The following is a 23,354-nucleotide window of genomic DNA, read 5'->3' on the forward strand; positions in this document are numbered from 1 at the left end:
AAGCCATTCGGGCACTTCTGTCCGCCCCCGGACGTTCACACAACGGCGGCCGGGGGCGGTACCGTTCCGTGAGAGTCAGTGGCCGGGCACCGTCCGGCGACCGCAAGGGACCCGACGCCGAGTTCCGCCCGACGAGGCGCCCGACCAGCGCCAGTCGCCTGTACGAGACGGAGTGGCACCGGATGCAGCACGCAGTGGGCAACCCGCTGCCGCCCCATCGGCCGGGGCAAGGCCCTGCCGGACCGCACCCCACCGCGCCCGGCGCCGTGGCACCGCCGGCCGGACCTCCGCCCCCGGTGGTGGCGCCGCCGCCGGCCGCGCCGCCCGCCGCGAGCTTTCACAACGGGCCCGCGCCTCAGCAGGCGCCCGCCCCGCAGCCTGCACCCCGCACGCGTGACACCACCGGGCATGTCCAGCTGCCGCCCGGCGGTCCCGTCGCGGTGCCCAGCCCGCCGCCCGGCCACGCGCCGGTCGACACCGGTGGCACCACGCTCGCCGTGCTCCTGATCGGCCCCGCAGGCGCGGGCAAGACCTCCGTGGCGAAGTACTGGGCCGAGCACCGCCGCGTGCCGACCGCGCACATCAGCCTCGATGACGTACGGGAGTGGGTGCGCTCCGGATTCGCCGACCCGCAGTCAGGGTGGAACGACAACTCCGAGGCGCAGTACCGCCTCGCCCGCCGCACCTGCGGCTTCTCGGCGCGCAACTTCCTGGCCAACGGGATCTCCTGCATCCTCGACGACGCGGTCTTCCCGGACCGTCCCGTCGTGGGCCTCGGCGGCTGGAAGCGGCACGTCGGACCGGGGCTGCTGCCCGTCGTGCTGCTGCCGGGCCTGGAGATCGTGCTTGAGCGCAATGCGCAGCGCAGCGGCAACCGGCGGCTCACGGACGAGGAAGTCGCGAGGATTCACGGCCGCATGGCCGGCTGGTACGGGTCGGGGCTGCCCATCATCGACAACTCGCACTATGACGTGCCGACCACCGCCCGGGTCCTCGACGAAGTGCTCGCGCGCTCGATCGCCAGTCCGCCCCAGTGGTGAGCCGGGCGCCCTCCGCGCCCCTCCGTGCCTCTGCGCCCGGTCGGACGCGCTGACCGGGCGACCCCGCGCCCCCGCTCGTACGCTCGGCTCATGTCAGAGGTGTACGCCGCCCGCAGGGCGCGGTTGAGGGAGCAGTGCACGGCAGGCGGCAGCGCCGCGGCCGTCGTCTCCCACCCCGCCAACGTCCGTTATCTCGCGGGCTCCTCGCCCCGAGGAGCCGTGCTGCTGCTCGGTCCCGGTGAGGATCTCCTGCTGTGCAGCCAGGTGCCCACGGGCGAGCCCGCCGAAGGGCGGCCCGACGAGCAGCTGCGGCTCCAGGTCCTCGGCACACCGGACGGCGACGCGGCCGTGGCCGCCGCCGACCTCGCCGCCGGCGCGGGAGCCGAGTCGATCGCCGTCGAGGAGAACCATCTGACCGTCGCCCGCCACCGTGCCCTCGCCTCCGTGGCCCCGGCGCTGCGGCTCGCGGACCTCGGCGGCGCCGTCGAGCAGCTGCGGCTGGTCAAGGACGACGAGGAGATCTCCTGTCTGCGGATCGCCTCCGAGATCACGGACCAGGCGCTCGGCGAACTCCTGGAATCGATCCTCGTCGGACGCACCGAGCGCCACCTGGCCCTGGAGCTGGAGCGCCGACTCGTCGACCACGGCGCGGACGGACCGGCCTTCGCCACCTCTGTCGGCACCGGACCGAACTCCGGGCGCGGCGGTCACCGGCCCTCCGACCGCAGGGTCGAGGAGGGGGACTTCCTCTCCGTGTGCCTCGGGGCGAACTACCGCGGCTACCGCTGCGAGATCGGCCGTACCTTCGTCATCGGGACTTCTCCGGCCGACTGGCAGATCGAGCTCTACGACCTTGTCTTCGCCGCCCAGCGGGCCGGCCGGGAAGCGCTCGCGCCCGGTGTGGCCTACCGGGATGTGGACCATGCGGCCCGGCAGGTCCTGGACTCCGCCGGGTACGCGGAACACCTTCCGGCGGCCAGCGGACACGGTGTGGGGCTCGAAATCGGCGAGGACCCGAAGTTGGCCCCCACGGCCATGGGTAAACTGGACGCTTGCGTGCCGGTCACCGTCGAACCGGGAGTACACCTCCCGGGACGGGGCGGAGTCCGGATCGATGACACGCTCGTCGTACGCCCCGAGGCGGACGGCGGACCCGAGCTACTCACCATCACGACCAAGGAGCTGCTCGCGCTGTAGCGCGGCCGCGCCCTGGTCCCACCAGTCCAGTCCAGGAGATCCGCAACCGTGGCTTCCACGAACGACCTCAAGAACGGCATGGTGCTCAAGCTCGACGGGGGCCAGCTCTGGTCCGTCGTCGAGTTCCAGCACGTCAAGCCCGGCAAGGGCCCGGCCTTCGTGCGCACCAAGCTCAAGAACGTGATGTCCGGCAAGGTCGTCGACAAGACGTTCAACGCCGGCGTGAAGGTCGACACGGCCACCATCGACAAGCGCGACATGCAGTTCTCCTACATGGACGGCGAGTACTTCGTCTTCATGGACATGGAGACCTACGACCAGCTGCACGTCGACAAGAAGGCCGTCGGCGACGCCGCCAACTTCCTGATCGAGGGCTTCACCGCCTCGGTCGCGCAGCACGAGGGCGAGGTGCTCTTCGTCGAGCTGCCGGCCGCCGTCGAGCTCGTCATCCAGGAGACCGAGCCGGGCGTCCAGGGCGACCGCTCCACCGGTGGCACCAAGCCCGCCATCCTGGAGACCGGCCACCAGATCCAGGTCCCGCTCTTCATCACCACGGGCGAGAAGATCAAGGTCGACACCCGTGACAGCGGCTACCTCGGCCGGGTGAACAGCTAACCGTGGCTGCCCGCAATACGGCTCGTAAGCGCGCCTTCCAGATCCTCTTCGAGGCCGACCAGCGCGGCGCGGACGTGCAGACGGTCCTCGCGGACTGGATCCGGCACTCCAAGTCGGACACCCGGCAGCCGCCCGTCAGCGAGTACACGATGGAGCTCGTCGAGGGATACGTGCAGCACGCCACGCGTATCGACGAACTCATCTCGCAGTACGCCGTCGGCTGGACGCTCGACCGGATGCCCGCCGTGGACCGCAACATCCTGCGGCTCGGCGCCTACGAGCTGGTCTGGGTCGACGGGACGCCGGACGCCGTCGTCCTCGACGAGGCCGTGCAGCTCGCCAAGGAGTTCTCCACGGACGAGTCGCCCTCCTTCATCAACGGCCTCCTGGGCCGCCTGAAGGACCTCAAGCCGTCGCTTCGGCGGGACGAGGCGTAGGTCTCAGGCTGCGCCGCGCCGTCGGTACGCGGTATTGCGAAGGGCCCGCAACGCATTGTGCGTTGCGGGCCCTTCGGCTCTCACATCCCCTTGGAGCACGCCGTCTGCACAGCAAGCTCTGGCCAACGCCCCCAAACGCGCCGCCTGACCTCAGGCCAATGAAATGCCGCCTGGGCGGGACCGATCGGTCCCGCCCAGGCGGCACGTTTCTGCAGAGGGGGTCAGGCCTCTTCGTGGGCCACGGCGCGGCGGGCGTCGGCGTCGAGGACGCCCCAGCTGATCAGCTGCTCCGTGAGGACCGAGGGGGACTGGTCGTAGATGACCGCGAGGGTGCGCAGGTCGTCCTGGCGGATCGAGAGGACCTTGCCGTTGTAGTCACCGCGCTGCGACTGGATCGTCGCCGCATAGCGCTGCAGCGGGCCTGCCTTCTCCTGCGGGACGTGCGCCAGGCGCTCCAGGTCGAGGACCAGCTTCGGCGGCGGCTCGGCCGCGCCGCCGGGCGTCGTGCCCGGGAGCAGCTCCTGCACCGGGACCCCGTAGAAATCGGCCAGTTCGGCCAGGCGCTGCACGGTCACGGCGCGGTCGCCGCGCTCGTACGAACCGACCACGACCGCCTTCCAGCGTCCCTGGGACTTCTCTTCCACACCGTGGAGGGAGAGGCCCTGCTGGGTGCGGATCGCTCGAAGCTTGGCCCCGAGCTGTTTGGCGTATTCGCTGGACATATAGCTCCCGGACACCGTTTCGATCTGCGGTCGGCCTCGAGCCTGCCGCAAGACTGGTAACTCACTGTGAGGTTACGCAGCGTTACGTCCATGCGTCAAGCCGAGAGGTCCATACCGCTCCTACGGACGGGGTGTGACGAGCGGTGTTGCCGTTTGCTGGTACCGTGGTTGGCGCAATTACGACGTCCTTTAAGGTCCGTCCCGTGAGGCGGAGAAGGAGGTCCTTTTCATGGACTCAAGCACGCACTCCGATGCTGCCCGGCCGGTTCTCGAAGGCCCGGACATCGCGCGGGTTCTGACCCGCATCGCCCACGAGATCGTCGAGCGCGCCAAGGGCGCCGACGACGTGGTGCTCCTCGGCATCCCGACCCGCGGCGTCTTCCTCGCCCGGCGCCTGGCCGACAAGCTCGAAGAGATCACCGACCGCAAGATCCCGGTCGGCTCCCTCGACATCACCATGTACCGCGACGACCTGCGGATGCACCCGCCGCGCGCCCTCGCCCGTACGGACATCCCGGCCGACGGCATCGACGGACGCCTCGTCGTCCTCGTCGACGACGTGCTCTTCTCCGGCCGCACCATCCGCGCCGCCCTCGACGCCCTGAACGACATCGGCCGGCCGCGCGCCGTCCAGCTCGCCGTTCTCGTCGACCGCGGCCACCGCGAGCTCCCGATCCGCGCCGACTATGTCGGCAAGAACCTCCCGACGTCGCTGCGGGAGACGGTCAAGGTCCAGCTCGACGAGGAGGACGGCCGCGACGCCGTGCTGCTCGGCGAGAAGCCGACCTCCCCGGCAGGCGAGCGCTAGCACCCCGGTCGGTCCCGCGCCGGACCGACGTGTGCTTCCGCACGCCCGCACGCCCGTGCCCTCCGGGGAAGCCCCGGACCTCCTGAACTGCCTTACGGAGCCTTCCAGATGATGCGTCACCTCATCTCGGCCGCCGACCTCACCCGCGACGAAGCCGTCCTCATCCTCGACACCGCCGAGGAGATGGCCCGGGTCGCCGACCGGCCGATCAAGAAGCTGCCCGCCCTGCGCGGACGGACCATCTGCAACCTGTTCTTCGAGGACTCGACCCGGACCCGGATCTCGTTCGAGGCCGCCGAGAAGCGTCTTTCGGCGGATGTCATCAACTTCGCCGCCAAGGGGTCGTCGGTGTCGAAGGGCGAGTCCCTGAAGGACACCGCCCAGACCCTGGAGGCGATGGGTGTCGACGCCGTCGTCATCCGCCACGGCGCCTCCGGCGCCCCGTACCGCCTGGCGAACTCCGGCTGGATCGACGCCCCGGTCATCAACGCCGGTGATGGTACGCACCAGCACCCCACGCAGGCGCTGCTCGACGCGTTCACCATGCGCCGCCGTCTCATCGGCCCGGACGCGGGGATCGGCCAGGACCTCTCCGGCAAGCGCGTCACCGTCGTCGGCGACATCCTGCACAGCCGCGTCGCCCGCTCCAACGTCGACCTGCTGCACACGCTCGGCGCCGAGGTCACCCTGGTCGCGCCGCCGACCCTGTTGCCGGTCGGCATGGACAACTGGCCCTGCGAGGTCTCGTACGACCTCGACGCCGTGCTGCCGAAGAGCGACGCCGTGATGATGCTGCGCGTGCAGCGCGAGCGGATGAACGCCGCGTTCTTCCCGACCGAGCGCGAGTACAGCCGCCGGTACGGCCTGGACGGCGAGCGCATGGCGAAGGCGCCGGAGCACGCGATCGTGATGCACCCCGGCCCGATGGTCCGCGGCATGGAGATCACCGCCGAGGTGGCCGACTCCCCGCGCTGCACCGTCATCGAACAGGTCGCCAACGGTGTCCACACCCGTATGGCGGTCCTCTATCTGCTTCTTGGCGGCAACGAGCCCGCCGTCACCCACGCCCGCCCGCCCGTCGCCCACCACCACCCTTCTGAGGAGCGCTCCGCGCGCCCCTACCTTCCGGCCGAGGAGAGCAAGTAACCATGAGCAAGATCCTGATCCGCGGTGCGCAGGTCCTGGGTGGCGAAGCGCAGGACGTCCTGATCGACGGCGAGACGATCGCCGAGGTCGGTACGGGTATCGAGGCCGGCGACGCCCAGGTCATCGAGGCCGACGGCAAGATCCTGCTGCCCGGCCTCGTCGACCTGCACACGCACCTGCGCGAGCCCGGCCGTGAGGACTCCGAGACCGTCCTCACCGGCACCAAGGCCGCCGCCAAGGGCGGCTGGACCGCCGTCCACGCGATGGCCAACACCTTCCCGGTCGCCGACACCGCCGGTGTCGTCGAGCAGGTCTGGCGGCTCGGCAAGGAGTCCGGCTACTGCGACGTGCAGCCGATCGGCGCCGTCACCGTCGGCCTGGAGGGCAAGCAGCTCGCCGAGCTCGGCGCCATGCACGAGTCCGCCGCCGGCGTCGTGGTCTTCTCCGACGACGGCAAGTGCGTGGACGACGCGGTGATCATGCGCCGCGCCCTGGAGTACGTGAAGGCCTTCGACGGTGTCGTCGCACAGCACGCCCAGGAGCCCCGCCTCACCGAGGGCGCCCAGATGAACGAGGGCGTCGTCTCCGCCGAGCTGGGGCTCGGCGGCTGGCCGGCCGTCGCCGAGGAGTCGATCATCGCCCGCGATGTGCTGCTCGCCGAGCACGTCGGCTCCCGCGTGCACATCTGTCACCTGTCGACCGCCGGCTCCGTCGAGATCGTCCGCTGGGCCAAGTCCCGCGGCATCGACGTCACTGCCGAGGTCACCCCGCACCACCTGCTCCTCACCGACGAGATGGTGCGCACGTACAACCCGGTCTACAAGGTCAACCCGCCGCTGCGCACCGAGAACGACGTGATGGCGCTGCGCGAGGCCCTGGCCGACGGCACGATCGACATCGTCGCCACCGACCACGCCCCGCACCCGCACGAGGACAAGGACTGCGAGTGGGCCGCGGCCGCCATGGGCATGGTCGGCCTGGAGACCGCGCTGTCGGTCATCCAGCACACGATGGTCGACACCGGCCTGCTCGACTGGGCGGGCGTCGCGCAGCGCATGTCGGTCAACCCGGCGAAGATCGGCCGTCTCGCCGGACATGGACGCCCCGTCTCGGCAGGTGAGCCGGCCAACCTCACCCTGGTCGACCCGGCATACCGTGGTCCGGTGGACTCCGCGGAATTCGCCTCCCGCAGCCGCAACACCCCGTACGAGGGTCTCGAGCTGCCCGGTCGCGTCACCCACACCTTCCTGCGGGGCCGCGCGACGGTCATCGACGGGAAGCTGGCGTGAGCACACCACTACTGATTGCCGAGCAGAAGTCCGCAGAGGTCACCGACTGGGCGGCGAGGATCGGCTGGGTCGTAGGACTCCTCCTTTTCATCGCCCTCGTCTACTGGCTGATGCGCCAGGGCTGGAAGTGGCGCGGCACGCTCCAGGGCGATCTGCCCGAGCTGTCCACCGCGCCCGATCAGGCAGGTCCGGCGAAACTTGAGCTGAGCGGCCGGTACCACGGGTCCACGACGGCCGGGCAGTGGCTCGACCGGATCGTGGCCCACGGTCTCGGCACGCGCAGCCGTGTCGAGCTGACGCTCACGGACGCGGGCCTGGATGTCGTACGCCCCGGGGCGCAGGACTTCTTCGTCCCGGCCGGCGCCCTGCGCGAGGCCCGGCTCGACAAGGGCATCGCGGGCAAGGTGCTCGCCGAGGGCGGTCTCCTGATCGTCACCTGGGAGCACGGCGGCAAGCTGCTCGACTCGGGCTTCCGCTCCGACCACGCCGCGGAACACGCGGCCTGGGTCGAGGCCATCAACTCCATGACCGCGCACACGACGACCACGACCACCACGAACAGCACGGAAGGCGCACGATGACGACCTCCACAAGGGGAGCCCGCACGCAGGCCGCTCCCGCCGTACTCGTCCTGGAGGACGGCCGGATCTTCCGCGGCCGTTCCTACGGGGCCGTGGGGGAGACCTTCGGCGAAGCCGTGTTCTCCACCGGCATGACCGGCTACCAGGAGACCCTGACCGACCCCTCGTACCACAAGCAGGTCGTCGTGATGACGGCACCGCACGTGGGCAACACCGGCGTCAACGACGAGGACCCCGAGTCGGCCCGCATCTGGGTCTCGGGCTACGTCGTACGCGACCCCGCACGCGTCCCGTCGAACTGGCGCGCCAAGCGCACGCTCGACGAGGAGCTGGCGAACCAGGGTGTCGTCGGGATCTCCGGCGTGGACACCCGCGCCCTGACCCGGCACCTGCGTGAGCGCGGCGCCATGCGCGTCGGCATCTTCTCCGGCGAGGCCGTCGCGGACGACGCGGCGCTGCTCGCCCGCGTGAAGGAAGCCCCGCAGATGAAGGGCGCGAACCTCTCCGCCGAGGTCGCCACCAAGGAGACCTACGTGGTCCCGGCGATCGGCACCAAGAAGTTCACGGTCGCCGCCGTGGACCTCGGCATCAAGGGCATGACCCCGCAGCGGATGGCCGAGCGCGGCATCGAGGTGCACGTGCTGCCCGCGACCGCCACGGTTGAGGACGTCTACGCGGTCAACCCGGACGGTGTGTTCTTCTCCAACGGGCCGGGCGACCCGGCCACCGCCGACCACCCCGTCTCCGTCATGCAGGCCGTCCTGGAGCGCAGGACGCCGCTCTTCGGCATCTGCTTCGGCAACCAGATCCTGGGCCGCGCGCTCGGCTTCGGCACGTACAAGCTGAAGTACGGCCACCGCGGCATCAACCAGCCGGTGCAGGACCGCACCACCGGCAAGGTCGAGGTCACCGCGCACAATCACGGCTTCGCCGTGGACGCGCCGCTCGACAAGGTCTCCGAGACGCCCTACGGGCGCGCCGAGGTCTCCCACGTCTGCCTGAACGACCAGGTGGTGGAGGGGCTCCAGCTCCTCGACCAGCCGGCCTTCAGCGTTCAGTACCACCCCGAAGCTGCCGCGGGTCCGCACGACGCCGCGTACCTCTTCGACCGCTTCGTACAGCTCATGGAGGGCCAGCGTGCCTAAGCGCACCGATATCCAGTCCGTCCTGGTCATCGGCTCCGGCCCGATCGTCATCGGCCAGGCAGCCGAGTTCGACTACTCCGGCACCCAGGCCTGCCGTGTCCTGAAGGCCGAGGGCCTGCGGGTCATCCTGGTCAACTCCAACCCGGCCACGATCATGACCGACCCGGAGATCGCCGACGCCACGTACGTCGAGCCGATCACCCCGGAGTTCGTCGAGAAGATCATCGCCAAGGAGCGCCCGGACGCCCTGCTTCCCACTCTCGGCGGCCAGACCGCGCTCAACACCGCGATCTCGCTGCACGAGGCGGGCACCCTCGAGAAGTACGACGTCGAGCTGATCGGCGCCAACGTCGAGGCGATCAACAAGGGTGAGGACCGCGACCTGTTCAAGGAGGTCGTGGAGGAGGTCAACCGCAAGATCGGGCACGGTGAGTCCGCCCGCTCGGTGATCTGCCACACCATGGACGAGGTCATCGCGGGCGTGGACACGCTCGGCGGCTACCCCGTCGTCGTCCGCCCCTCCTTCACGATGGGCGGCGCCGGTTCCGGCTTCGCGCACGACGAGGAGGAGCTGCGCCGTATCGCCGGTCAGGGCCTCACGCTCTCGCCGACCACCGAGGTGCTCCTGGAGGAGTCCATCCTCGGCTGGAAGGAGTACGAGCTGGAGCTGATGCGCGACAAGAACGACAACGTCGTGGTCGTCTGCTCCATCGAGAACTTCGACCCGATGGGCGTGCACACCGGTGACTCGATCACCGTCGCCCCCGCGATGACGCTCACCGACCGTGAGTACCAGCGCCTGCGCGACGTCGGTATCGCGATCATCCGCGAGGTCGGCGTCGACACCGGCGGCTGCAACATCCAGTTCGCGATCGACCCGGTCGACGGCCGCGTCATCGTGATCGAGATGAACCCGCGGGTCTCGCGTTCGTCGGCTCTCGCCTCCAAGGCGACCGGCTTCCCGATCGCGAAGATCGCCGCGAAGCTGGCCGTCGGCTACACGCTCGACGAGATCCCGAACGACATCACGGAGAAGACCCCCGCGTCCTTCGAGCCGACGCTCGACTACGTGGTCGTGAAGGCCCCGCGCTTCGCGTTCGAGAAGTTCCCGTCCGCCGACTCCTCGCTGACCACGACCATGAAGTCGGTCGGCGAGGCCATGGCGATCGGCCGCAACTTCACCGAGGCGCTGCAGAAGGCGCTGCGGTCCCTGGAGAAGAAGGGCTCGCAGTTCGACTTCACGGGCCCCGTCGGCGACAAGGCCGTCATCCTGGAGGAGGCCCAGCGCCCCACCGACGGCCGGATCAACACCGTCATGCACGCGATCCGCGCCGGTGCCACGCAGGAGGAGGTCTTCGAGTCCACGAAGATCGACCCCTGGTTCGTGGACCAGCTCTTCCTCATCAAGGAGATCGCGGACGAGCTGGCCGAGGCAGAGCGCCTGGACGCCGACCTGCTCGCCCACGCCAAGCGCCACGGCTTCTCCGACGCCCAGATCGCCGAGATCCGCGGTCTGCGCGAGGACGTCGTCCGCGAGGTGCGGCACGCGCTCGGGGTCCGCCCGGTCTACAAGACGGTCGACACCTGCGCCGCCGAGTTCGCCGCGAAGACCCCGTACTTCTACTCCTCGTACGACGAGGAGAACGAGGTCGCCAAGCGCACCAAGCCCGCGGTGATCATCCTGGGCTCGGGCCCGAACCGCATCGGCCAGGGCATCGAGTTCGACTACTCCTGCGTCCACGCCTCCTTCGCGCTGAGCGACGCGGGCTACGAGACCGTGATGGTCAACTGCAACCCGGAGACGGTCTCCACGGACTACGACACGTCCGACCGCCTCTACTTCGAGCCGCTGACGCTCGAGGACGTCCTGGAGATCGTGCACGCCGAGCAGCAGGCGGGCCCGCTCGCCGGCGTCATCGTGCAGCTCGGCGGCCAGACCCCGCTGGGTCTGTCGCAGGCGCTCAAGGACAACGGCGTGCCGGTCGTGGGCACCTCGCCCGAGGCCATCCACGCCGCAGAGGACCGCGGCGCCTTCGGCCGCGTCCTCGCCGAGGCCGGGCTCCCCGCGCCGAAGCACGGCACCGCGACCACCTTCGCCGAGGCCAAGACGATCGCCGACGAGATCGGCTACCCGGTCCTCGTCCGCCCGTCGTACGTGCTCGGCGGCCGCGGTATGGAGATCGTGTACGACGAGGCCCGCCTGTCCTCGTACATCGAGGAGTCGACCGAGATCAGCCCGACCCGGCCGGTGCTCGTCGACCGCTTCCTCGATGACGCGATCGAGATCGACGTGGACGCGCTCTACGACGGCACCGAGCTCTATCTCGGCGGCGTCATGGAGCACATCGAGGAGGCCGGTATCCACTCCGGCGACTCGGCGTGCGCGCTGCCCCCGATCACGCTCGGCGGCTTCGACATCAAGCGCCTGCGTGCCTCGACCGAGGGCATCGCCAAGGGCGTCGGCGTGCGCGGACTGATCAACATCCAGTTCGCGATGGCCGGCGACATTCTGTACGTCCTCGAGGCGAACCCGCGCGCCTCGCGCACCGTCCCCTTCACCTCGAAGGCGACCGCGGTGCCGCTGGCCAAGGCCGCCGCGCGCATCTCGCTCGGCGCCACGATCGCCGAGCTGCGCGAGGAGGGTCTGCTCCCGAAGACCGGCGACGGCGGCACGCTCCCGATGGACGCGCCGATCTCCGTCAAGGAGGCCGTCATGCCGTGGTCGCGCTTCCGCGACATCCACGGCCGCGGCGTCGACACGGTGCTCGGCCCGGAGATGCGCTCGACCGGTGAGGTCATGGGCATCGACTCGGTCTTCGGCACGGCGTACGCCAAGTCGCAGGCCGGCGCGTACGGTCCGCTGCCGACCAAGGGCCGCGCGTTCATCTCGGTGGCCAACCGCGACAAGCGCTCGATGATCTTCCCGGCGCGTGAACTCGTGTCGCACGGCTTCGAGCTGATGGCCACGTCCGGTACGGCCGAAGTGCTCAAGCGCAACGGCATCAACGCCACGATCGTGCGCAAGCAGTCCGAGGGCGAGGGCCCCAACGGCGAGAAGACGATCGTCCAGCTGATCCACGAGGGCCAGGTCGACCTGATCGTCAACACGCCGTTCGGTACGGGCGGCCGCCTCGACGGCTACGAGATCCGCACCGCGGCCGTGGCCCGCAGCGTCCCCTGCCTCACCACGGTCCAGGCGCTCGCCGCCGCCGTGCAGGGCATCGACGCGCTCAACCACGGTGATGTGGGCGTCCGTTCACTCCAGGAACACGCCGAGCATCTGACCGCGGCCCGCGACTAGCAACGAACTGGGGGACACCGGAAACGGTGTCCCCCTCTTCATGAGGACCCTGAGGACTCACGACGTATGTACAAGCTCTTCTTCAACCTCGTCTTCAAGCGCATGGACCCCGAGAAGGCCCATTACCTCGCCTTCCGCTGGATCCGCCTCGCGGCCCGTATCCCCGTCCTGCGTACTTTCGTCGCCGCGATCCTGGCGCCGCGCTTCCGCGAACTGCGCACCGAGGCTCTGGGCCTGCGCATGCACGGCCCGTTCGGGCTCGCGGCCGGCTTCGACAAGAACGCCGTCGCGATCGACGGCATGGCCATGCTCGGCTTCGACCACATCGAGATCGGCACGGTCACCGGGGAGGGGCAGGACGGCAACCCCAAGAAGCGGCTGTTCCGCCTGGTCCCCGACCGTGCGCTGATCAACCGCATGGGCTTCAACAACGAGGGTTCGCTCGCGGTCGCGGCGCGCCTGGCCTCCCGTAACCCCGTCTTCAAGACCACCGTCGGCGTGAACATCGGCAAGACCAAGGTCGTGCCGGAGGCCGAGGCGGCCGGCGACTACGTGAAGTCGACCGAGCGGCTCGCCCAGTTCGCCGACTACCTCGTGGTCAACGTGTCCTCCCCGAACACGCCCGGACTGCGCAACCTGCAGGCCACGGAGGCACTGCGGCCGCTGCTCGCCGCCGTACGCGAGGCCGCCGACCGTACGGTCACCTCCCGCCGCGTCCCGCTCCTGGTGAAGATCGCGCCCGACCTCGCTGACGAGGACGTGGACGCGGTCGCCGACCTGGCCGTGGAGCTGGGCCTGGACGGGATCATCGCCACGAACACGACGATCGGCCGCGAAGGACTCCTGTCCGACCCTTCGCTCACCAAGGAGACCGGCGGCCTGTCCGGCGCGCCCCTCAAGGAGCGCTCCCTGGAGGTCCTGCGCCGCCTGTACGCGCGCGTGGGCGACCGGATCACGCTGGTCGGCGTCGGCGGCATCGAGAACGCCGAGGACGCCTGGCAGCGGATCCTCGCGGGCGCCACGCTGGTGCAGGGCTACAGCGCCTTCATCTACGAGGGCCCCTTCTGGATGCGCGCGATGCACAAGGGTCTTGCCGCCCGCCTGAACAACTCCCCGTACGCCACGCTGGCCGAAGCGGTCGGCGCCGACACGCGAAAGGTCTCCGCATGAGCATCGAATCGTTTGGCAGCCGGCTGCGGCGGGCGATGGACACGCGCGGTCCGCTCTGCGTCGGCATCGACCCGCACGCCTCGCTGCTGGACTCCTGGGGTCTGCCCGACACGGTCGAGGGCCTGGAGCGGTTCTCGCGCACGGTCGTCGAGGCGCTGGGCGAGACGGTCGCGGTGTTCAAGCCGCAGGCCGCGTTCTTCGAGCGGTTCGGTTCGAAGGGCGTCGCGGTCCTGGAGACCACGGTCGCCGAGGCGCGCGCCGCGGGTGCGCTGGTGTGCATGGACGCCAAGCGCGGGGACATCGGCTCGACGATGGCCGCGTATGCCGAGGCCTTCCTGCGCAAGGACTCGCCGCTGTTCTCGGACGCGCTGACCGTGTCGCCGTACCTCGGGTACGGGTCGCTGAAGCCCGCCGTCGACCTTGCCCGCGAGAACGGTGCGGGACTCTTCGTCCTCGCCCTCACCTCCAACCCCGAGGGCGGCGAGGTGCAGCACGCGGTGCGGGCCGACGGCCGCACTATCGGCGCGACGATGCTGGCGCACCTGGCCGAGGAGAACGCGGGCGACACACCCCTCGGCTCCTTCGGCGCGGTGGTCGGGGCGACGCTCGGCGACCTGTCCTCGTACGACCTGGACATCAACGGGCCGCTCCTGGCGCCGGGCATCGGGGCGCAGGGGGCGACGCCCGCCGATCTGCCGTCGGTGTTCGGCTCCGCGGTGGGCAACGTCGTGCCCAACGTGAGCCGGGGCGTCCTGAAGCACGGGCCGTCCGTGGAGGCGCTGCGGTCCTCGGCGGCGCAGTTCGCCGACGAAGTCCGTACGGCGGTCGCGGGGGCCTAGAGACGTGGCTGCGGCCGGGCGTCCTCGGCGCCCGGCCGCAAGGCATGCCTCCCCGCGTTCCGCAAGGGCGCGAATCGGCCTTGGCGGAGCGGGATTTCACATCGTTGCAGGAGGCAAGCAGAAGGCGATCGGGTGTGCGGGCCGAAGATTTTCAGGTCACGGACCCTCAAATCCGGGGCAGTTTGCCCGATATGTATAGTTCAGCAGAGGCTGACCTGGACTTTTCCGCTGTTCTCGCTGACTGGAGCGGTCCTGGCCGCTAGTCTCCGTCGGGAGTGCACGGGTGCTGTTTGCTCGTGACTCCCCAGGTGCGGGGCTATTAGGTTCCTCACCGGTCCGTATCCGACCAGTTCGACAACCGAGGTGACGTAGGCGTGGCTCTTCCGCCCCTTACCCCTGAACAGCGCGCAGCCGCGCTCGAAAAGGCCGCCGCGGCTCGCCGGGAGCGGGCCGAGGTCAAGAATCGACTCAAGCACTCCGGCGCCTCCCTTCACGAGGTCATCAAGCAGGGCCAGGAGAACGACGTCATCGGAAAGATGAAGGTCTCCGCCCTCCTCGAGTCGCTGCCGGGCGTGGGCAAGGTCCGCGCCAAGCAGATCATGGAGCGTCTCGGTATCTCCGAGAGCCGGCGTGTGCGGGGCCTTGGCTCCAACCAGATCGCTTCTTTGGAGCGAGAGTTCGGCGGCGGTGCCGCCTGACGGTCTCAGGCACCCCTGAGAACCTGGATAATCGCTGCATGAGTGAACGTCCGCGGCTGACCGTGCTCTCCGGCCCCTCCGGGGTCGGCAAGAGCACGGTCGTCGCTCATATGCGCAAGGAACACCCCGAGGTCTGGCTCTCCGTCTCGGCGACGACTCGGAAGCCGCGTCCCGGGGAGAAGCACGGCGTCCAGTACTTCTTCGTCACCGACGACGAGATGGACAAGCTGATCGCCAACGGCGACCTGCTCGAATGGGCCGAATTCGCGGGCAACCGCTACGGCACACCGCGCGGCGCCGTCCTGGAGCGCCTCGACCGCGGCGAGCCGGTCCTCCTGGAGATCGATCTCCAGGGCGCCCGGCTCGTCCGCGAGTCGATGCCCGAGGCCCAGCTGGTCTTCCTCGCACCGCCCAGCTGGGACGAGCTGGTGCGCCGCCTGACCGGCCGCGGTACCGAGGCGCCCGAGGTCATCGAGCGCCGTCTGGCCGCCGCCCGTATCGAGCTCGCCGCCGAGTCGGAGTTCGATACCACCCTTGTCAACACCTCCGTCGAGGACGTGGCCCGCGAGCTGCTAGCCTTGATGAACGTTGTGTGATCAGGCTCTTCCTGTCTGATCTTTTCCATTCTTCGGAAGGTAGAGCGTGTCCTCTTCCATCACCGCGCCCGAGGGCATCATCAACCCGCCGATCGACGAGCTCCTCGAGGCCACCGACTCGAAGTACAGCCTCGTGATCTACGCGGCCAAGCGCGCGCGCCAGATCAACGCGTACTACTCGCAGCTCGGCGAGGGTCTCCTCGAGTACGTCGGTCCGCTGGTGGACACCCACGTCCACGAGAAGCCGCTCTCGATCGCGCTGCGCGAGATCAACGCCGGCCTGCTGACCTCCGAGGCCATCGAGGCCCCGGCGCAGTAGTCGCGCCGCATTCGGCAGTTTTTCCACTTCAGGCCCGGCAGCGCGACTGCCGGGCCTGTGGTGTGTCATGAAGACGTACCGGTTCGTAGTGGGGAGTGGCAGTGGACAAGCCGAAGGTCGTCCTGGGGGTCAGCGGCGGGATCGCCGCGTACAAGGCGTGCGAGCTCCTGCGCCGGCTGACCGAGTCCGGTCATGACGTACGCGTCGTGCCGACCGAGTCCGCGCTCCACTTCGTGGGCGCCGCGACCTGGTCCGCGCTCTCCGGGAACCCCGTCTCGACCGAGGTCTGGTCCGACGTCCACGAGGTGCCGCACGTACGGATCGGTCAGCACGCCGATCTCGTGGTCGTGGCGCCGGCCACCGCCGACATGCTCGCGAAGGCCGCGCACGGCCTCGCCGACGATCTGCTCACCAACACGCTCCTCACCGCCCGCTGTCCCGTGGTGTTCGCACCCGCGATGCACACCGAGATGTGGGAGCACCCGGCGACCCAGGAGAACGTCGCGACGCTGCGCCGCCGCGGTGCCGTCGTCATCGAGCCCGCCGTCGGCCGCCTCACCGGCGTGGACACCGGCAAGGGGCGACTGCCCGAGCCCGGCGAGATCTTCGAGGTCTGCCGCCGGGTGCTCGCGCGCGGCACCGCCGAGGCCGACCTGGCCGGTCGCCACGTCGTGGTGAGCGCCGGCGGTACGCGCGAGCCCCTCGACCCGGTCCGCTTCCTCGGCAACCGCTCCTCCGGCAAGCAGGGCTACGCCCTCGCGCGGACGGCGGCGGCCCGCGGCGCCCGCGTCACGCTGGTCTCGGCGAACGCGGGGCTGCCCGATCCCGCGGGCGTGGACGTCGTCCACGTCGGCACTGCCGTGCAGCTGCGCGAGGCCGTCCTCAAGGCCGCGGCCGACGCGGACTCCGTGGTGATGGCGGCCGCCGTCGCGGACTTCCGGCCCGCCGAGTACGCCACCGGGAAGATCAAGAAGAAGGACGACCGGGCCGACCCGGTGATCACCCTGGTCCGCAACCCCGACATCCTCGCCGAGATCTCCGCAGACCGGGCCCGGCCCGGCCAGGTCGTCGTCGGCTTCGCCGCCGAGACGGACGACGTGCTCGCCAACGGGCGCACCAAACTGGAGCGCAAGGGCTGCGATCTGCTCGTCGTCAACGAGGTCGGTGAGCGCAAGACCTTCGGCTCCGAGGAGAACGAGGCGGTCGTGCTCGGCGCCGACGGTTCCGAGACGCCTGTGCCGTACGGGCCCAAGGAAGCCCTGGCGGACGTGGTGTGGGACCTGGTGCGGGAGAGGCTGGTCTGATCCCCGGGGTGTATGGGAAGTGAATTTCGCCCGGCCGGGCGCCTCAAAACCGTGAAATTCGGACGTCAACGCCCTGGCGGAGACCGATCGTCGTATCGCAGAATGCAGTGCCGCAGGTCACAGGGCATCCAGGAAGCGAGACGCGGCGCCCGGTGGCCGGAGGCGACCGATAAACTGGTCGACGAAGCAGGGCCGGGCGCAGCTCCCGGCGGCTTCGCCCATGATCAGCCAGCAGCCGCTGCAACCCCAGGGAGCGTTGTGTCCCGTCGTCTGTTCACCTCGGAGTCCGTGACCGAGGGCCACCCCGACAAGATCGCTGACCAGATCAGCGACACCATTCTCGACGCGCTGCTTCGCGAGGACCCCACGTCCCGCGTCGCCGTGGAGACCCTGATCACCACGGGTCTGGTGCACGTCGCGGGTGAGGTCACCACCAAGGCGTACGCGCCGATCGCGCAGCTGGTGCGCGAGAAGATCCTGGAGATCGGTTACGACTCCTCCAAGAAGGGCTTCGACGGCGCCTCCTGTGGTGTCTCGGTGTCCATCGGAGCGCAGTCCCCGGACATCGCGCAGGGCGTCGACACCGCGTACGAGAAGCGGGTCGAGGGCGACGAGGACGAGCTGGACAAGCAGGGCGCCGGCGACCAGGGCCTGATGTTCGGGTACGCGACCGACGAGACGCCCGAGCTGATGCCGCTGCCGATCCACCTCGCGCACCGTCTGTCGCGCCGTCTGTCGGACGTCCGCAAGAACGGGACCATCCCCTACCTGCGCCCCGACGGCAAGACCCAGGTCACCATCGAGTACGACGGTGACAAGGCCGTCCGCCTCGACACCGTGGTCGTCTCCTCGCAGCACGCCTCCGACATCGACCTGGAGTCGCTGCTCGCGCCCGACATTCGCGAGTTCGTCGTGGAGCCGGAGCTCAAGGCGCTGCTCGAGGACGGCATCAAGCTGGAGACCGAGGGCTACCGCCTTCTGGTCAACCCGACCGGCCGTTTCGAGATCGGCGGCCCGATGGGCGACGCCGGTCTGACCGGCCGCAAGATCATCATCGACACCTACGGCGGCATGGCCCGCCACGGTGGCGGCGCCTTCTCGGGCAAGGACCCGTCCAAGGTGGACCGCTCGGCCGCGTACGCGATGCGCTGGGTCGCCAAGAACGTGGTCGCCGCCCAGCTCGCCTCGCGCTGCGAGGTGCAGGTCGCGTACGCGATCGGCAAGGCGGAGCCGGTGGGTCTGTTCGTCGAGACCTTCGGCACCAACACCGTCCCGGTCGAGAAGATCGAGGAAGCCATCTCCACGGTCTTCGACCTGCGCCCGGCCGCGATCATCCGCGATCTGGACCTCCTGCGTCCGATCTACTCCCAGACCGCCGCGTACGGCCACTTCGGCCGTGAGCTGCCGGACTTCACCTGGGAGCGCACGGACCGCGTGGACGCGCTGCGCAAGGCCGCCGGTCTGTAGTCAGCTGTGAGACGACGGCCCCGGACCAATCGGTCCGGGGCCGTCGTCGTACCCGAAATCATCTGCGCAGGGCGGCAGTCGGTGTCTATCGTGGCCGTCATGACACCGGAGCGCCCGGTGCGCAGGCAGCGGATACTTCTCCGGGCCGTATGGCCCCTACGGGTTCGAATCCCGTCGCCGTGACCCCGGTCGCGGTGTGGCGGAACTGGCAGACGCAGAGGCACCCACGCCGCCGCCGACTGGATCTCGGGCGCGTCCGGTGTCAGTGCCGTCTGGTTAAGTTGGGGCCGTGAGCAGCGAGAACGACCGCCCCGGCAGCGACGCGCAGGACGCGGCGCCGGAGCAGCTCGCCCTCATCCGGGAGACGGTGCGCAAGGCCGCCGTACCCCGCGCGAAGCCCCGTACGTGGCGCGGCGCGGATCTGGCGCCCGAGCTTCCCGTGGCCCGTGTCCTCGTCGACAAGGGCGTGCTGCACCTCGACCGGTACTTCGATTACGCGGTGCCCGCCGACCTCGACGCCGACGCCCAGCCGGGCGTGCGGGTGCGGGTGCGGTTCGGGGCCGGGCGCGGGCGGGTGCACGGAGGGCGGCGTGAGGGCGGCGGGCTGATCAGCGGGTATCTGGTCGAGCGGATCGCCGCGTCCGACTACTCCGGACCGCTGGCCGCGCTCGCCCAAGTCGTCTCTCCCGAACCGGTGTTGAGCCCCGAGCTGCTCGGGCTCGCGCGCGCTGTCGCCGACCGGTATGCGGGGAGCCTCGCGGACGTCCTGCAGTTGGCGATCCCGCCGCGCAACGCGAAGGCGGAGGGCAGGCCTTCGCCGCCGGCCCCGCCCGCCCCGCCGAAGCCCTCGGCAGGGACCTGGGAGCGGTACGGGCAGGGGCCCGCGTTCCTGGAGTCGCTCGCGTCGGGCGGCGCGCCGCGCGCCGTGTGGAACGCGCTGCCCGGGCCGCACTGGGCCGAGGAGCTCGCGCGGGCCGTCGCGGCCACGCTGGCGTCGGGGCGGGGCGCGCTCGTCGTCGTGCCGGACGGGAAGACGGCCGGGCGGGTCGATGCCGCGCTGACCGCCGTGCTCGGTGAGGGGCGGCATGCGCTGCTCACGGCCGACGCCGGGCCGCAGAAGCGGTACGCGGAGTGGCTGGCCGTGCGGCGGGGCGCGGTGCGTGCCGTGGTGGGGACCAGGGCGGCGATGTTCGCGCCGGTGCAGAACCTCGGGCTCGTGGCGATCTGGGACGACGGGGACGGCAATCACAGCGAGCTGCACGCGCCGCAGCCGCACGCGCGCGATGTGCTGCTGCTACGGGCCGCGCACGACAAGTGCGGCTTCCTGCTGGGCAGTTGGAGCTGCACCGTGGAGGCGGCGCAGCTGGTCGAGACGGGCTGGGCCAAGCCGCTGGTCGCCGACCGGGAGCAGGTGCGGCGGGCCGCGCCGCTCGTACGGACCGTCGGGGACGGCGATGTGGCGCGGGACGCGGCGGCGCGGGCGGCCCGTCTGCCGTCGCTCGCGTGGCAGGTCGCCAAGGAGGGGCTGACCCGCGGGCCCGTTCTCGTACAGGTGCCGCGGCGGGGCTATGTGCCGCGGCTCGCCTGCGAGCGCTGCCGTGCGCCCGCACGCTGCCGTGCGTGTGCCGGGCCGCTCGCGGCGCAGGACGCCGGGGCGCTGCAGTGCGTGTGGTGCGGGCGGGGGGAGCCGCAGTGGCACTGTCCCGAGTGCGGGTCGTTCCGGCTGCGTGCGCAGATCGTGGGGGCGCGGCGTACGGCGGAGGAGCTGGGGCGGGCGTTTCCGTCCGTGCCCGTGCGGACGTCCGGGCGCGAGCATGTGCTCGAATCGGTGCCCGACCAGCCGTCGCTCGTGGTGTCCACGCCCGGGGCCGAGCCCGTCGCCGAGGGCGGGTACGCGGCGGCGCTGCTGCTCGACGGGTGGACCATGCTCGGGCGGCCCGATCTGCGGGCCGCGGAGGATGCGCTGCGGCGGTGGATCGGGGCGGCGGCGCTGGTACGGGGCCAGGGTGCGGGCGGCACGGTCGTGGTGGTCGGGGAGCCGACGCTGCGGCCCGTGCAGGCGCTCGTGCGGTGGGATCCCGTGGGGCATGCGGTGCGGGAGCTGGCCGAGCGGGCCGAGCTCGGGTTTCCGCCGGTGTCGCGGATGGTGTCGGTGGCGGGGCGGGCGGAGGTGCTCACGGAGTTTCTGGCCGGGGCGGGGCTTCCCTCGGACGTGGAGGTGCTGGGGCCTGTGCCCCTGCCCGTGACGGATCCGGCGCGGCCGCGGCGGGTGGGGGAGGTGCCGGTCGGGGAGGTGTGGGAGCGGGTGCTTCTTCGCGTGCCGCCGGGGAGCGGGGCGGCGTTGGCATCGGCGCTCAAGGCGGCGGTGGCTTCGCGGGTGGCGCGTGGGGCCTCGGAGGGGGTTCGGGTTCGGGTTGATCCGCCGGATATTGGGTGAGGGTTGGTTGTTGGGCGCGGGTGGGGGCGCCTGCGGCGGGCTTTTTCCCCGCCCCGCCCCTTCCCGGCTGTATCAATTTGCGGCTCCGCCGCGTGGGGGGGGCTTCGCCCCCGGACCCCCGGATCCGAACTTCGTTCGGATGGCCTCAAACGCCGGCCGGGCTGAATGAATACGAAGTGCCCCAACCCAGAAGGGCAGGGGCACTTCGTCAGGCGGGCCCAGAGGCAGCAGCGTCGGCGTTCTGCTGTCTCTCGGTCAGCCGTTGCGGGGGCCGGGGAAGGCCGGCGGGCGGGGGTCGTCGCGCAGGGCTGGGGCTCCCGGGGATTCGCGGAGGACGGGGCTGCCCGCCGTGGGCTGGGTCGGCATGGAGCGGGCGGCCGGGACCGACGGGAGGCCCGCGCCGACGCCCACCGGGCGTGCTCCGGTGTCCGCCGCGCGCTCGGCCTCGGCGGCGGCCTGTGCCGTCGCGCGCCGGGCGCCGTAACGGCGGTGCACCGCCTGCTTGGTGACTCCGAGTGCGGAGCCCACCGCGTCCCAGGAGAAGCCGAGCGAGCGGTCGAAGTCGACCGCCGCGGTGACCAGCGTCTCTACGCTGTCCCGCAGCTCCTGGGCGAGACGGACGGTGGGGGCGGGCGCGCGCCCGTACACGACGAAGCCCGTGGCGGGGCCGGAGCGGCGCGGGCGGTAGACGTTGCCCAACTGGGCGGTGAGGGTGCGCAGTGCGTCCACCTGTCGGCGGACCCGCTCGATGTCCCGCACCAGCAGATGCAGGCTGGCCCTTGCCTGGGCGTCGTGGGTTGCGTGGTCGGCCATGAACAAGCCTCTCGAACCGGCGTTGAAAAGGATCGGGCCGCGACCGCGGCCCCATGGGGGTCAACTCTTTCTTGACCAACGCACCAGCGGTGGATGTGGTCACGGTGGAGGGGCGTATGCGCATATGCGCGGGGCGCGCGGCCGTCCTCACGCCCCCGGGCCGCCGTCCGCCGGAACAAGAACGGGAGCGGGCACGCACCCCGCGGCGTACGCCGGGTGCCGTCCGCCTCATAGACTGGTGCGCTGCTCGTACGTTCCCGCCCGAGAGGCCCTCAGCCACCGATGAAGCTCGTCTTCGCAGGCACCCCCGAGGTTGCCGTTCCCGCCCTTGACGCCCTGATCGCCTCCGGCCGGCACGAGGTCGCCGCCGTGGTCACCAGGCCGGACGCTCCCGCGGGGCGCGGCCGCAGACTCGTCGCGAGCCCCGTCGCCGAGCGGGCCGAGGAGGCCGGCATCGAGGTGCTCAAGCCCCGGCGGCCGAGGGACGAGGACTTCCTCGCGCGGCTCAGGGAGATCGAGCCCGACTGCTGCCCCGTCGTCGCCTACGGTGCCCTGCTCCCGAAGGTTGCGCTCGACGTCCCGGCGCGCGGCTGGGTCAATCTGCACTTCTCGCTGCTGCCCGCATGGCGCGGAGCCGCGCCCGTGCAGCACGCGATCATGGCGGGCGACCAGATCACCGGCGCCTCCACGTTCCTGATCGAGGAGGGTCTCGACTCGGGGCCCGTGTACGGGACGGTGACGGAGGAGGTGCGGGCCACCGACACCAGCGGTGATCTGCTGACCCGCCTCGCGTTCGCGGGCGCCGGTCTCCTGGAGGCGACCATGGACGGCATCGAGGACGGCAGTCTGCTCGCCGTGCCGCAGCCCGTCGACGGCATCTCGCTCGCCCCGAAGATCACCGTCGAGGACGCGGCGGTCGACTGGGCGGCGCCCGCGCTGCGCGTCGACCGTGTGGTCCGCGGCTGCACCCCGGCGCCCGGCGCCTGGACGGTGTTCCGCGGCGAGCGCCTCAAGCTGATCGCCGTCGCCCCGGTGACCGACCGCACGGACCTCGCGGCGGGCGTGCTCGACGCGGGCAAGAACAACGTGTACGTCGGCACCGGTTCGCACGCCGTCGAGCTCCTGTGGGTCCAGCCGCAGGGCAAGAAGCCGATGAAGGCGGCGGACTGGGCGCGCGGGGTGCGGATCGGGTCGGGGGAGACCCTCGGCGTCTGACGAGCACACCGTCCGCGTACCGCCCGCGCGCCGTCCGCATCCGCACGATCGGCTGTCCGCCAGGCCCGGCTCCGTGCCATCGGTGCCGGGCCGTCCCATGGCCCCGCCCGTACGCTGGGAGGGCCTGCCCGTCCGGGGCCGACTCGCAGGGCCCGGACCGGCCGCCTCGGCCGACCTGCTGGTTCGGCCGGGGATCCGGGGGAGTCCCCCGGGAA

General features: G+C 70.8%; 21 protein-coding genes. 19 read left to right on the forward strand and 2 right to left on the reverse strand.

What is annotated here, in order from left to right; all coding sequences use genetic code 11:
• The first annotated feature begins 182 nt into the window (after positions 1-182).
• The 4 genes from ACIBI4_RS12155 to nusB all read left to right on the forward strand — a co-directional run bounded on the left by ACIBI4_RS12155 (position 183) and on the right by nusB (position 3,289).
• Positions 183-1,040, forward strand: a complete 858-nt coding sequence (locus tag ACIBI4_RS12155) for a Pro-rich N-terminal domain-containing protein (protein ID WP_399203625.1) — start codon at positions 183-185, stop codon at positions 1,038-1,040.
• A 90-nt stretch (positions 1,041-1,130) separates the two neighbouring features.
• Entirely contained in the window at positions 1,131-2,237 is a 1,107-nt protein-coding gene (locus ACIBI4_RS12160; RefSeq protein WP_399203626.1) for an aminopeptidase P family protein, read from the forward strand.
• A 48-nt stretch (positions 2,238-2,285) separates the two neighbouring features.
• Positions 2,286-2,852 carry an elongation factor P gene (gene efp / locus ACIBI4_RS12165; protein WP_399203627.1) on the forward strand — a complete coding sequence of 189 codons (567 nt, stop codon included), beginning with the start codon at positions 2,286-2,288 and terminating at the stop codon, positions 2,850-2,852.
• Between the two features lie 2 nt (positions 2,853-2,854).
• Positions 2,855-3,289 carry a transcription antitermination factor NusB gene (gene nusB / locus ACIBI4_RS12170; protein WP_399203628.1) on the forward strand — a complete coding sequence of 145 codons (435 nt, stop codon included), beginning with the start codon at positions 2,855-2,857 and terminating at the stop codon, positions 3,287-3,289.
• A gap of 221 nt (positions 3,290-3,510) precedes the next feature.
• On the opposite strand, the gene bldD is transcribed toward nusB, so the two are convergent.
• Positions 3,511-4,011: a transcriptional regulator BldD gene (gene bldD / locus ACIBI4_RS12175; RefSeq protein ID WP_093608484.1), complete on the reverse strand. Its 501-nt coding sequence runs from the start codon at positions 4,009-4,011 to the stop codon at positions 3,511-3,513.
• A 229-nt stretch (positions 4,012-4,240) separates the two neighbouring features.
• On the opposite strand from bldD, the gene pyrR reads away from it, so the two are divergent.
• From pyrR to ACIBI4_RS12245, 14 genes are all read left to right on the forward strand, one after another.
• Positions 4,241-4,819, forward strand: coding sequence for a bifunctional pyr operon transcriptional regulator/uracil phosphoribosyltransferase PyrR (gene pyrR, locus ACIBI4_RS12180; protein WP_399203629.1), 579 nt, complete (start codon positions 4,241-4,243; stop codon positions 4,817-4,819).
• A 108-nt stretch (positions 4,820-4,927) separates the two neighbouring features.
• A complete protein-coding gene (locus ACIBI4_RS12185) occupies positions 4,928-5,965 on the forward strand; it encodes an aspartate carbamoyltransferase catalytic subunit (protein ID WP_399203631.1) in 1,038 nt (345 codons plus the stop codon).
• A 2-nt stretch (positions 5,966-5,967) separates the two neighbouring features.
• Positions 5,968-7,254 (forward strand): dihydroorotase, encoded by a 1,287-nt coding sequence (locus ACIBI4_RS12190; RefSeq protein ID WP_399203632.1) that lies wholly within the window; start codon positions 5,968-5,970, stop codon positions 7,252-7,254.
• Entirely contained in the window at positions 7,251-7,835 is a 585-nt protein-coding gene (locus ACIBI4_RS12195; RefSeq protein ID WP_399203633.1) for a hypothetical protein, read from the forward strand. Before ACIBI4_RS12190 ends, ACIBI4_RS12195 begins: the two co-directional genes overlap by 4 nt.
• The gene (carA, locus tag ACIBI4_RS12200; RefSeq protein ID WP_399203634.1) at positions 7,832-8,980 is read left to right on the forward strand and encodes a glutamine-hydrolyzing carbamoyl-phosphate synthase small subunit; all 1,149 of its coding nucleotides are present in this window, start codon (positions 7,832-7,834) and stop codon (positions 8,978-8,980) included. The genes ACIBI4_RS12195 and carA overlap by 4 nt, the downstream gene beginning before the upstream one ends.
• Entirely contained in the window at positions 8,973-12,281 is a 3,309-nt protein-coding gene (gene carB / locus ACIBI4_RS12205) for a carbamoyl-phosphate synthase large subunit (RefSeq protein ID WP_399203635.1), read from the forward strand. Before carA ends, carB begins: the two co-directional genes overlap by 8 nt.
• A gap of 66 nt (positions 12,282-12,347) precedes the next feature.
• Entirely contained in the window at positions 12,348-13,451 is a 1,104-nt protein-coding gene (locus ACIBI4_RS12210; RefSeq protein WP_399203636.1) for a quinone-dependent dihydroorotate dehydrogenase, read from the forward strand.
• Positions 13,448-14,290: an orotidine-5'-phosphate decarboxylase gene (gene pyrF, locus ACIBI4_RS12215; protein ID WP_399203637.1), complete on the forward strand. Its 843-nt coding sequence runs from the start codon at positions 13,448-13,450 to the stop codon at positions 14,288-14,290. Before ACIBI4_RS12210 ends, pyrF begins: the two co-directional genes overlap by 4 nt.
• A 374-nt stretch (positions 14,291-14,664) precedes the next feature.
• The gene (locus tag ACIBI4_RS12220; RefSeq protein WP_005319887.1) at positions 14,665-14,988 is read left to right on the forward strand and encodes an integration host factor; all 324 of its coding nucleotides are present in this window, start codon (positions 14,665-14,667) and stop codon (positions 14,986-14,988) included.
• Between the two features lie 38 nt (positions 14,989-15,026).
• The gene (gene gmk / locus ACIBI4_RS12225) at positions 15,027-15,584 is read left to right on the forward strand and encodes a guanylate kinase (protein ID WP_399203638.1); all 558 of its coding nucleotides are present in this window, start codon (positions 15,027-15,029) and stop codon (positions 15,582-15,584) included.
• A 46-nt stretch (positions 15,585-15,630) separates the two neighbouring features.
• Positions 15,631-15,903: a DNA-directed RNA polymerase subunit omega gene (rpoZ, locus tag ACIBI4_RS12230; RefSeq protein WP_004948662.1), complete on the forward strand. Its 273-nt coding sequence runs from the start codon at positions 15,631-15,633 to the stop codon at positions 15,901-15,903.
• 101 nt (positions 15,904-16,004) lie between these two features.
• Positions 16,005-17,207, forward strand: a complete 1,203-nt coding sequence (gene coaBC, locus ACIBI4_RS12235) for a bifunctional phosphopantothenoylcysteine decarboxylase/phosphopantothenate--cysteine ligase CoaBC (RefSeq protein WP_399203640.1) — start codon at positions 16,005-16,007, stop codon at positions 17,205-17,207.
• Positions 17,208-17,465: 258 nt separating this feature from the next.
• Positions 17,466-18,674 (forward strand): methionine adenosyltransferase, encoded by a 1,209-nt coding sequence (gene metK / locus ACIBI4_RS12240; RefSeq protein WP_399203641.1) that lies wholly within the window; start codon positions 17,466-17,468, stop codon positions 18,672-18,674.
• A 289-nt stretch (positions 18,675-18,963) separates the two neighbouring features.
• Positions 18,964-21,111: a primosomal protein N' gene (locus ACIBI4_RS12245; RefSeq protein WP_399203642.1), complete on the forward strand. Its 2,148-nt coding sequence runs from the start codon at positions 18,964-18,966 to the stop codon at positions 21,109-21,111.
• Positions 21,112-21,366: 255 nt separating this feature from the next.
• Here ACIBI4_RS12245 and ACIBI4_RS12250 read toward each other — a convergent pair whose 3' ends face one another.
• Positions 21,367-21,924, reverse strand: coding sequence for a hypothetical protein (locus tag ACIBI4_RS12250; protein WP_399203643.1), 558 nt, complete (start codon positions 21,922-21,924; stop codon positions 21,367-21,369).
• A 282-nt stretch (positions 21,925-22,206) separates the two neighbouring features.
• On the opposite strand from ACIBI4_RS12250, the gene fmt reads away from it, so the two are divergent.
• Entirely contained in the window at positions 22,207-23,139 is a 933-nt protein-coding gene (gene fmt / locus ACIBI4_RS12255; protein WP_399203644.1) for a methionyl-tRNA formyltransferase, read from the forward strand.
• Positions 23,140-23,354 lie beyond the last annotated feature (215 nt).

The organism is Streptomyces sp. NPDC050418, assembly GCF_044458745.1.
Classification (GTDB): Bacteria; Actinomycetota; Actinomycetes; order Streptomycetales; family Streptomycetaceae; genus Streptomyces.

Excerpts from the sequence above, each read along its gene's own strand:
- ACIBI4_RS12190 (WP_399203632.1), top strand. The coding sequence starts at position 5,968 with ATGAGCAAGATCCTGATCCGCGGTGCGCAGGTCCTGGGTGGCGAAGCG.
- ACIBI4_RS12160 (WP_399203626.1), top strand. The coding sequence starts at position 1,131 with ATGTCAGAGGTGTACGCCGCCCGCAGGGCGCGGTTGAGGGAGCAGTGC.
- ACIBI4_RS12210 (WP_399203636.1), top strand. The coding sequence starts at position 12,348 with ATGTACAAGCTCTTCTTCAACCTCGTCTTCAAGCGCATGGACCCCGAG.
- gmk (WP_399203638.1), top strand. The coding sequence starts at position 15,027 with ATGAGTGAACGTCCGCGGCTGACCGTGCTCTCCGGCCCCTCCGGGGTC.
- pyrR (WP_399203629.1), top strand. The coding sequence starts at position 4,241 with ATGGACTCAAGCACGCACTCCGATGCTGCCCGGCCGGTTCTCGAAGGC.
- ACIBI4_RS12155 (WP_399203625.1), top strand. The coding sequence starts at position 183 with ATGCAGCACGCAGTGGGCAACCCGCTGCCGCCCCATCGGCCGGGGCAA.
- ACIBI4_RS12250 (WP_399203643.1), bottom strand. The coding sequence starts at position 21,924 with ATGGCCGACCACGCAACCCACGACGCCCAGGCAAGGGCCAGCCTGCAT.
- fmt (WP_399203644.1), top strand. The coding sequence starts at position 22,207 with ATGAAGCTCGTCTTCGCAGGCACCCCCGAGGTTGCCGTTCCCGCCCTT.
- ACIBI4_RS12185 (WP_399203631.1), top strand. The coding sequence starts at position 4,928 with ATGATGCGTCACCTCATCTCGGCCGCCGACCTCACCCGCGACGAAGCC.
- bldD (WP_093608484.1), bottom strand. The coding sequence starts at position 4,011 with ATGTCCAGCGAATACGCCAAACAGCTCGGGGCCAAGCTTCGAGCGATC.
- carA (WP_399203634.1), top strand. The coding sequence starts at position 7,832 with ATGACGACCTCCACAAGGGGAGCCCGCACGCAGGCCGCTCCCGCCGTA.
- pyrF (WP_399203637.1), top strand. The coding sequence starts at position 13,448 with ATGAGCATCGAATCGTTTGGCAGCCGGCTGCGGCGGGCGATGGACACG.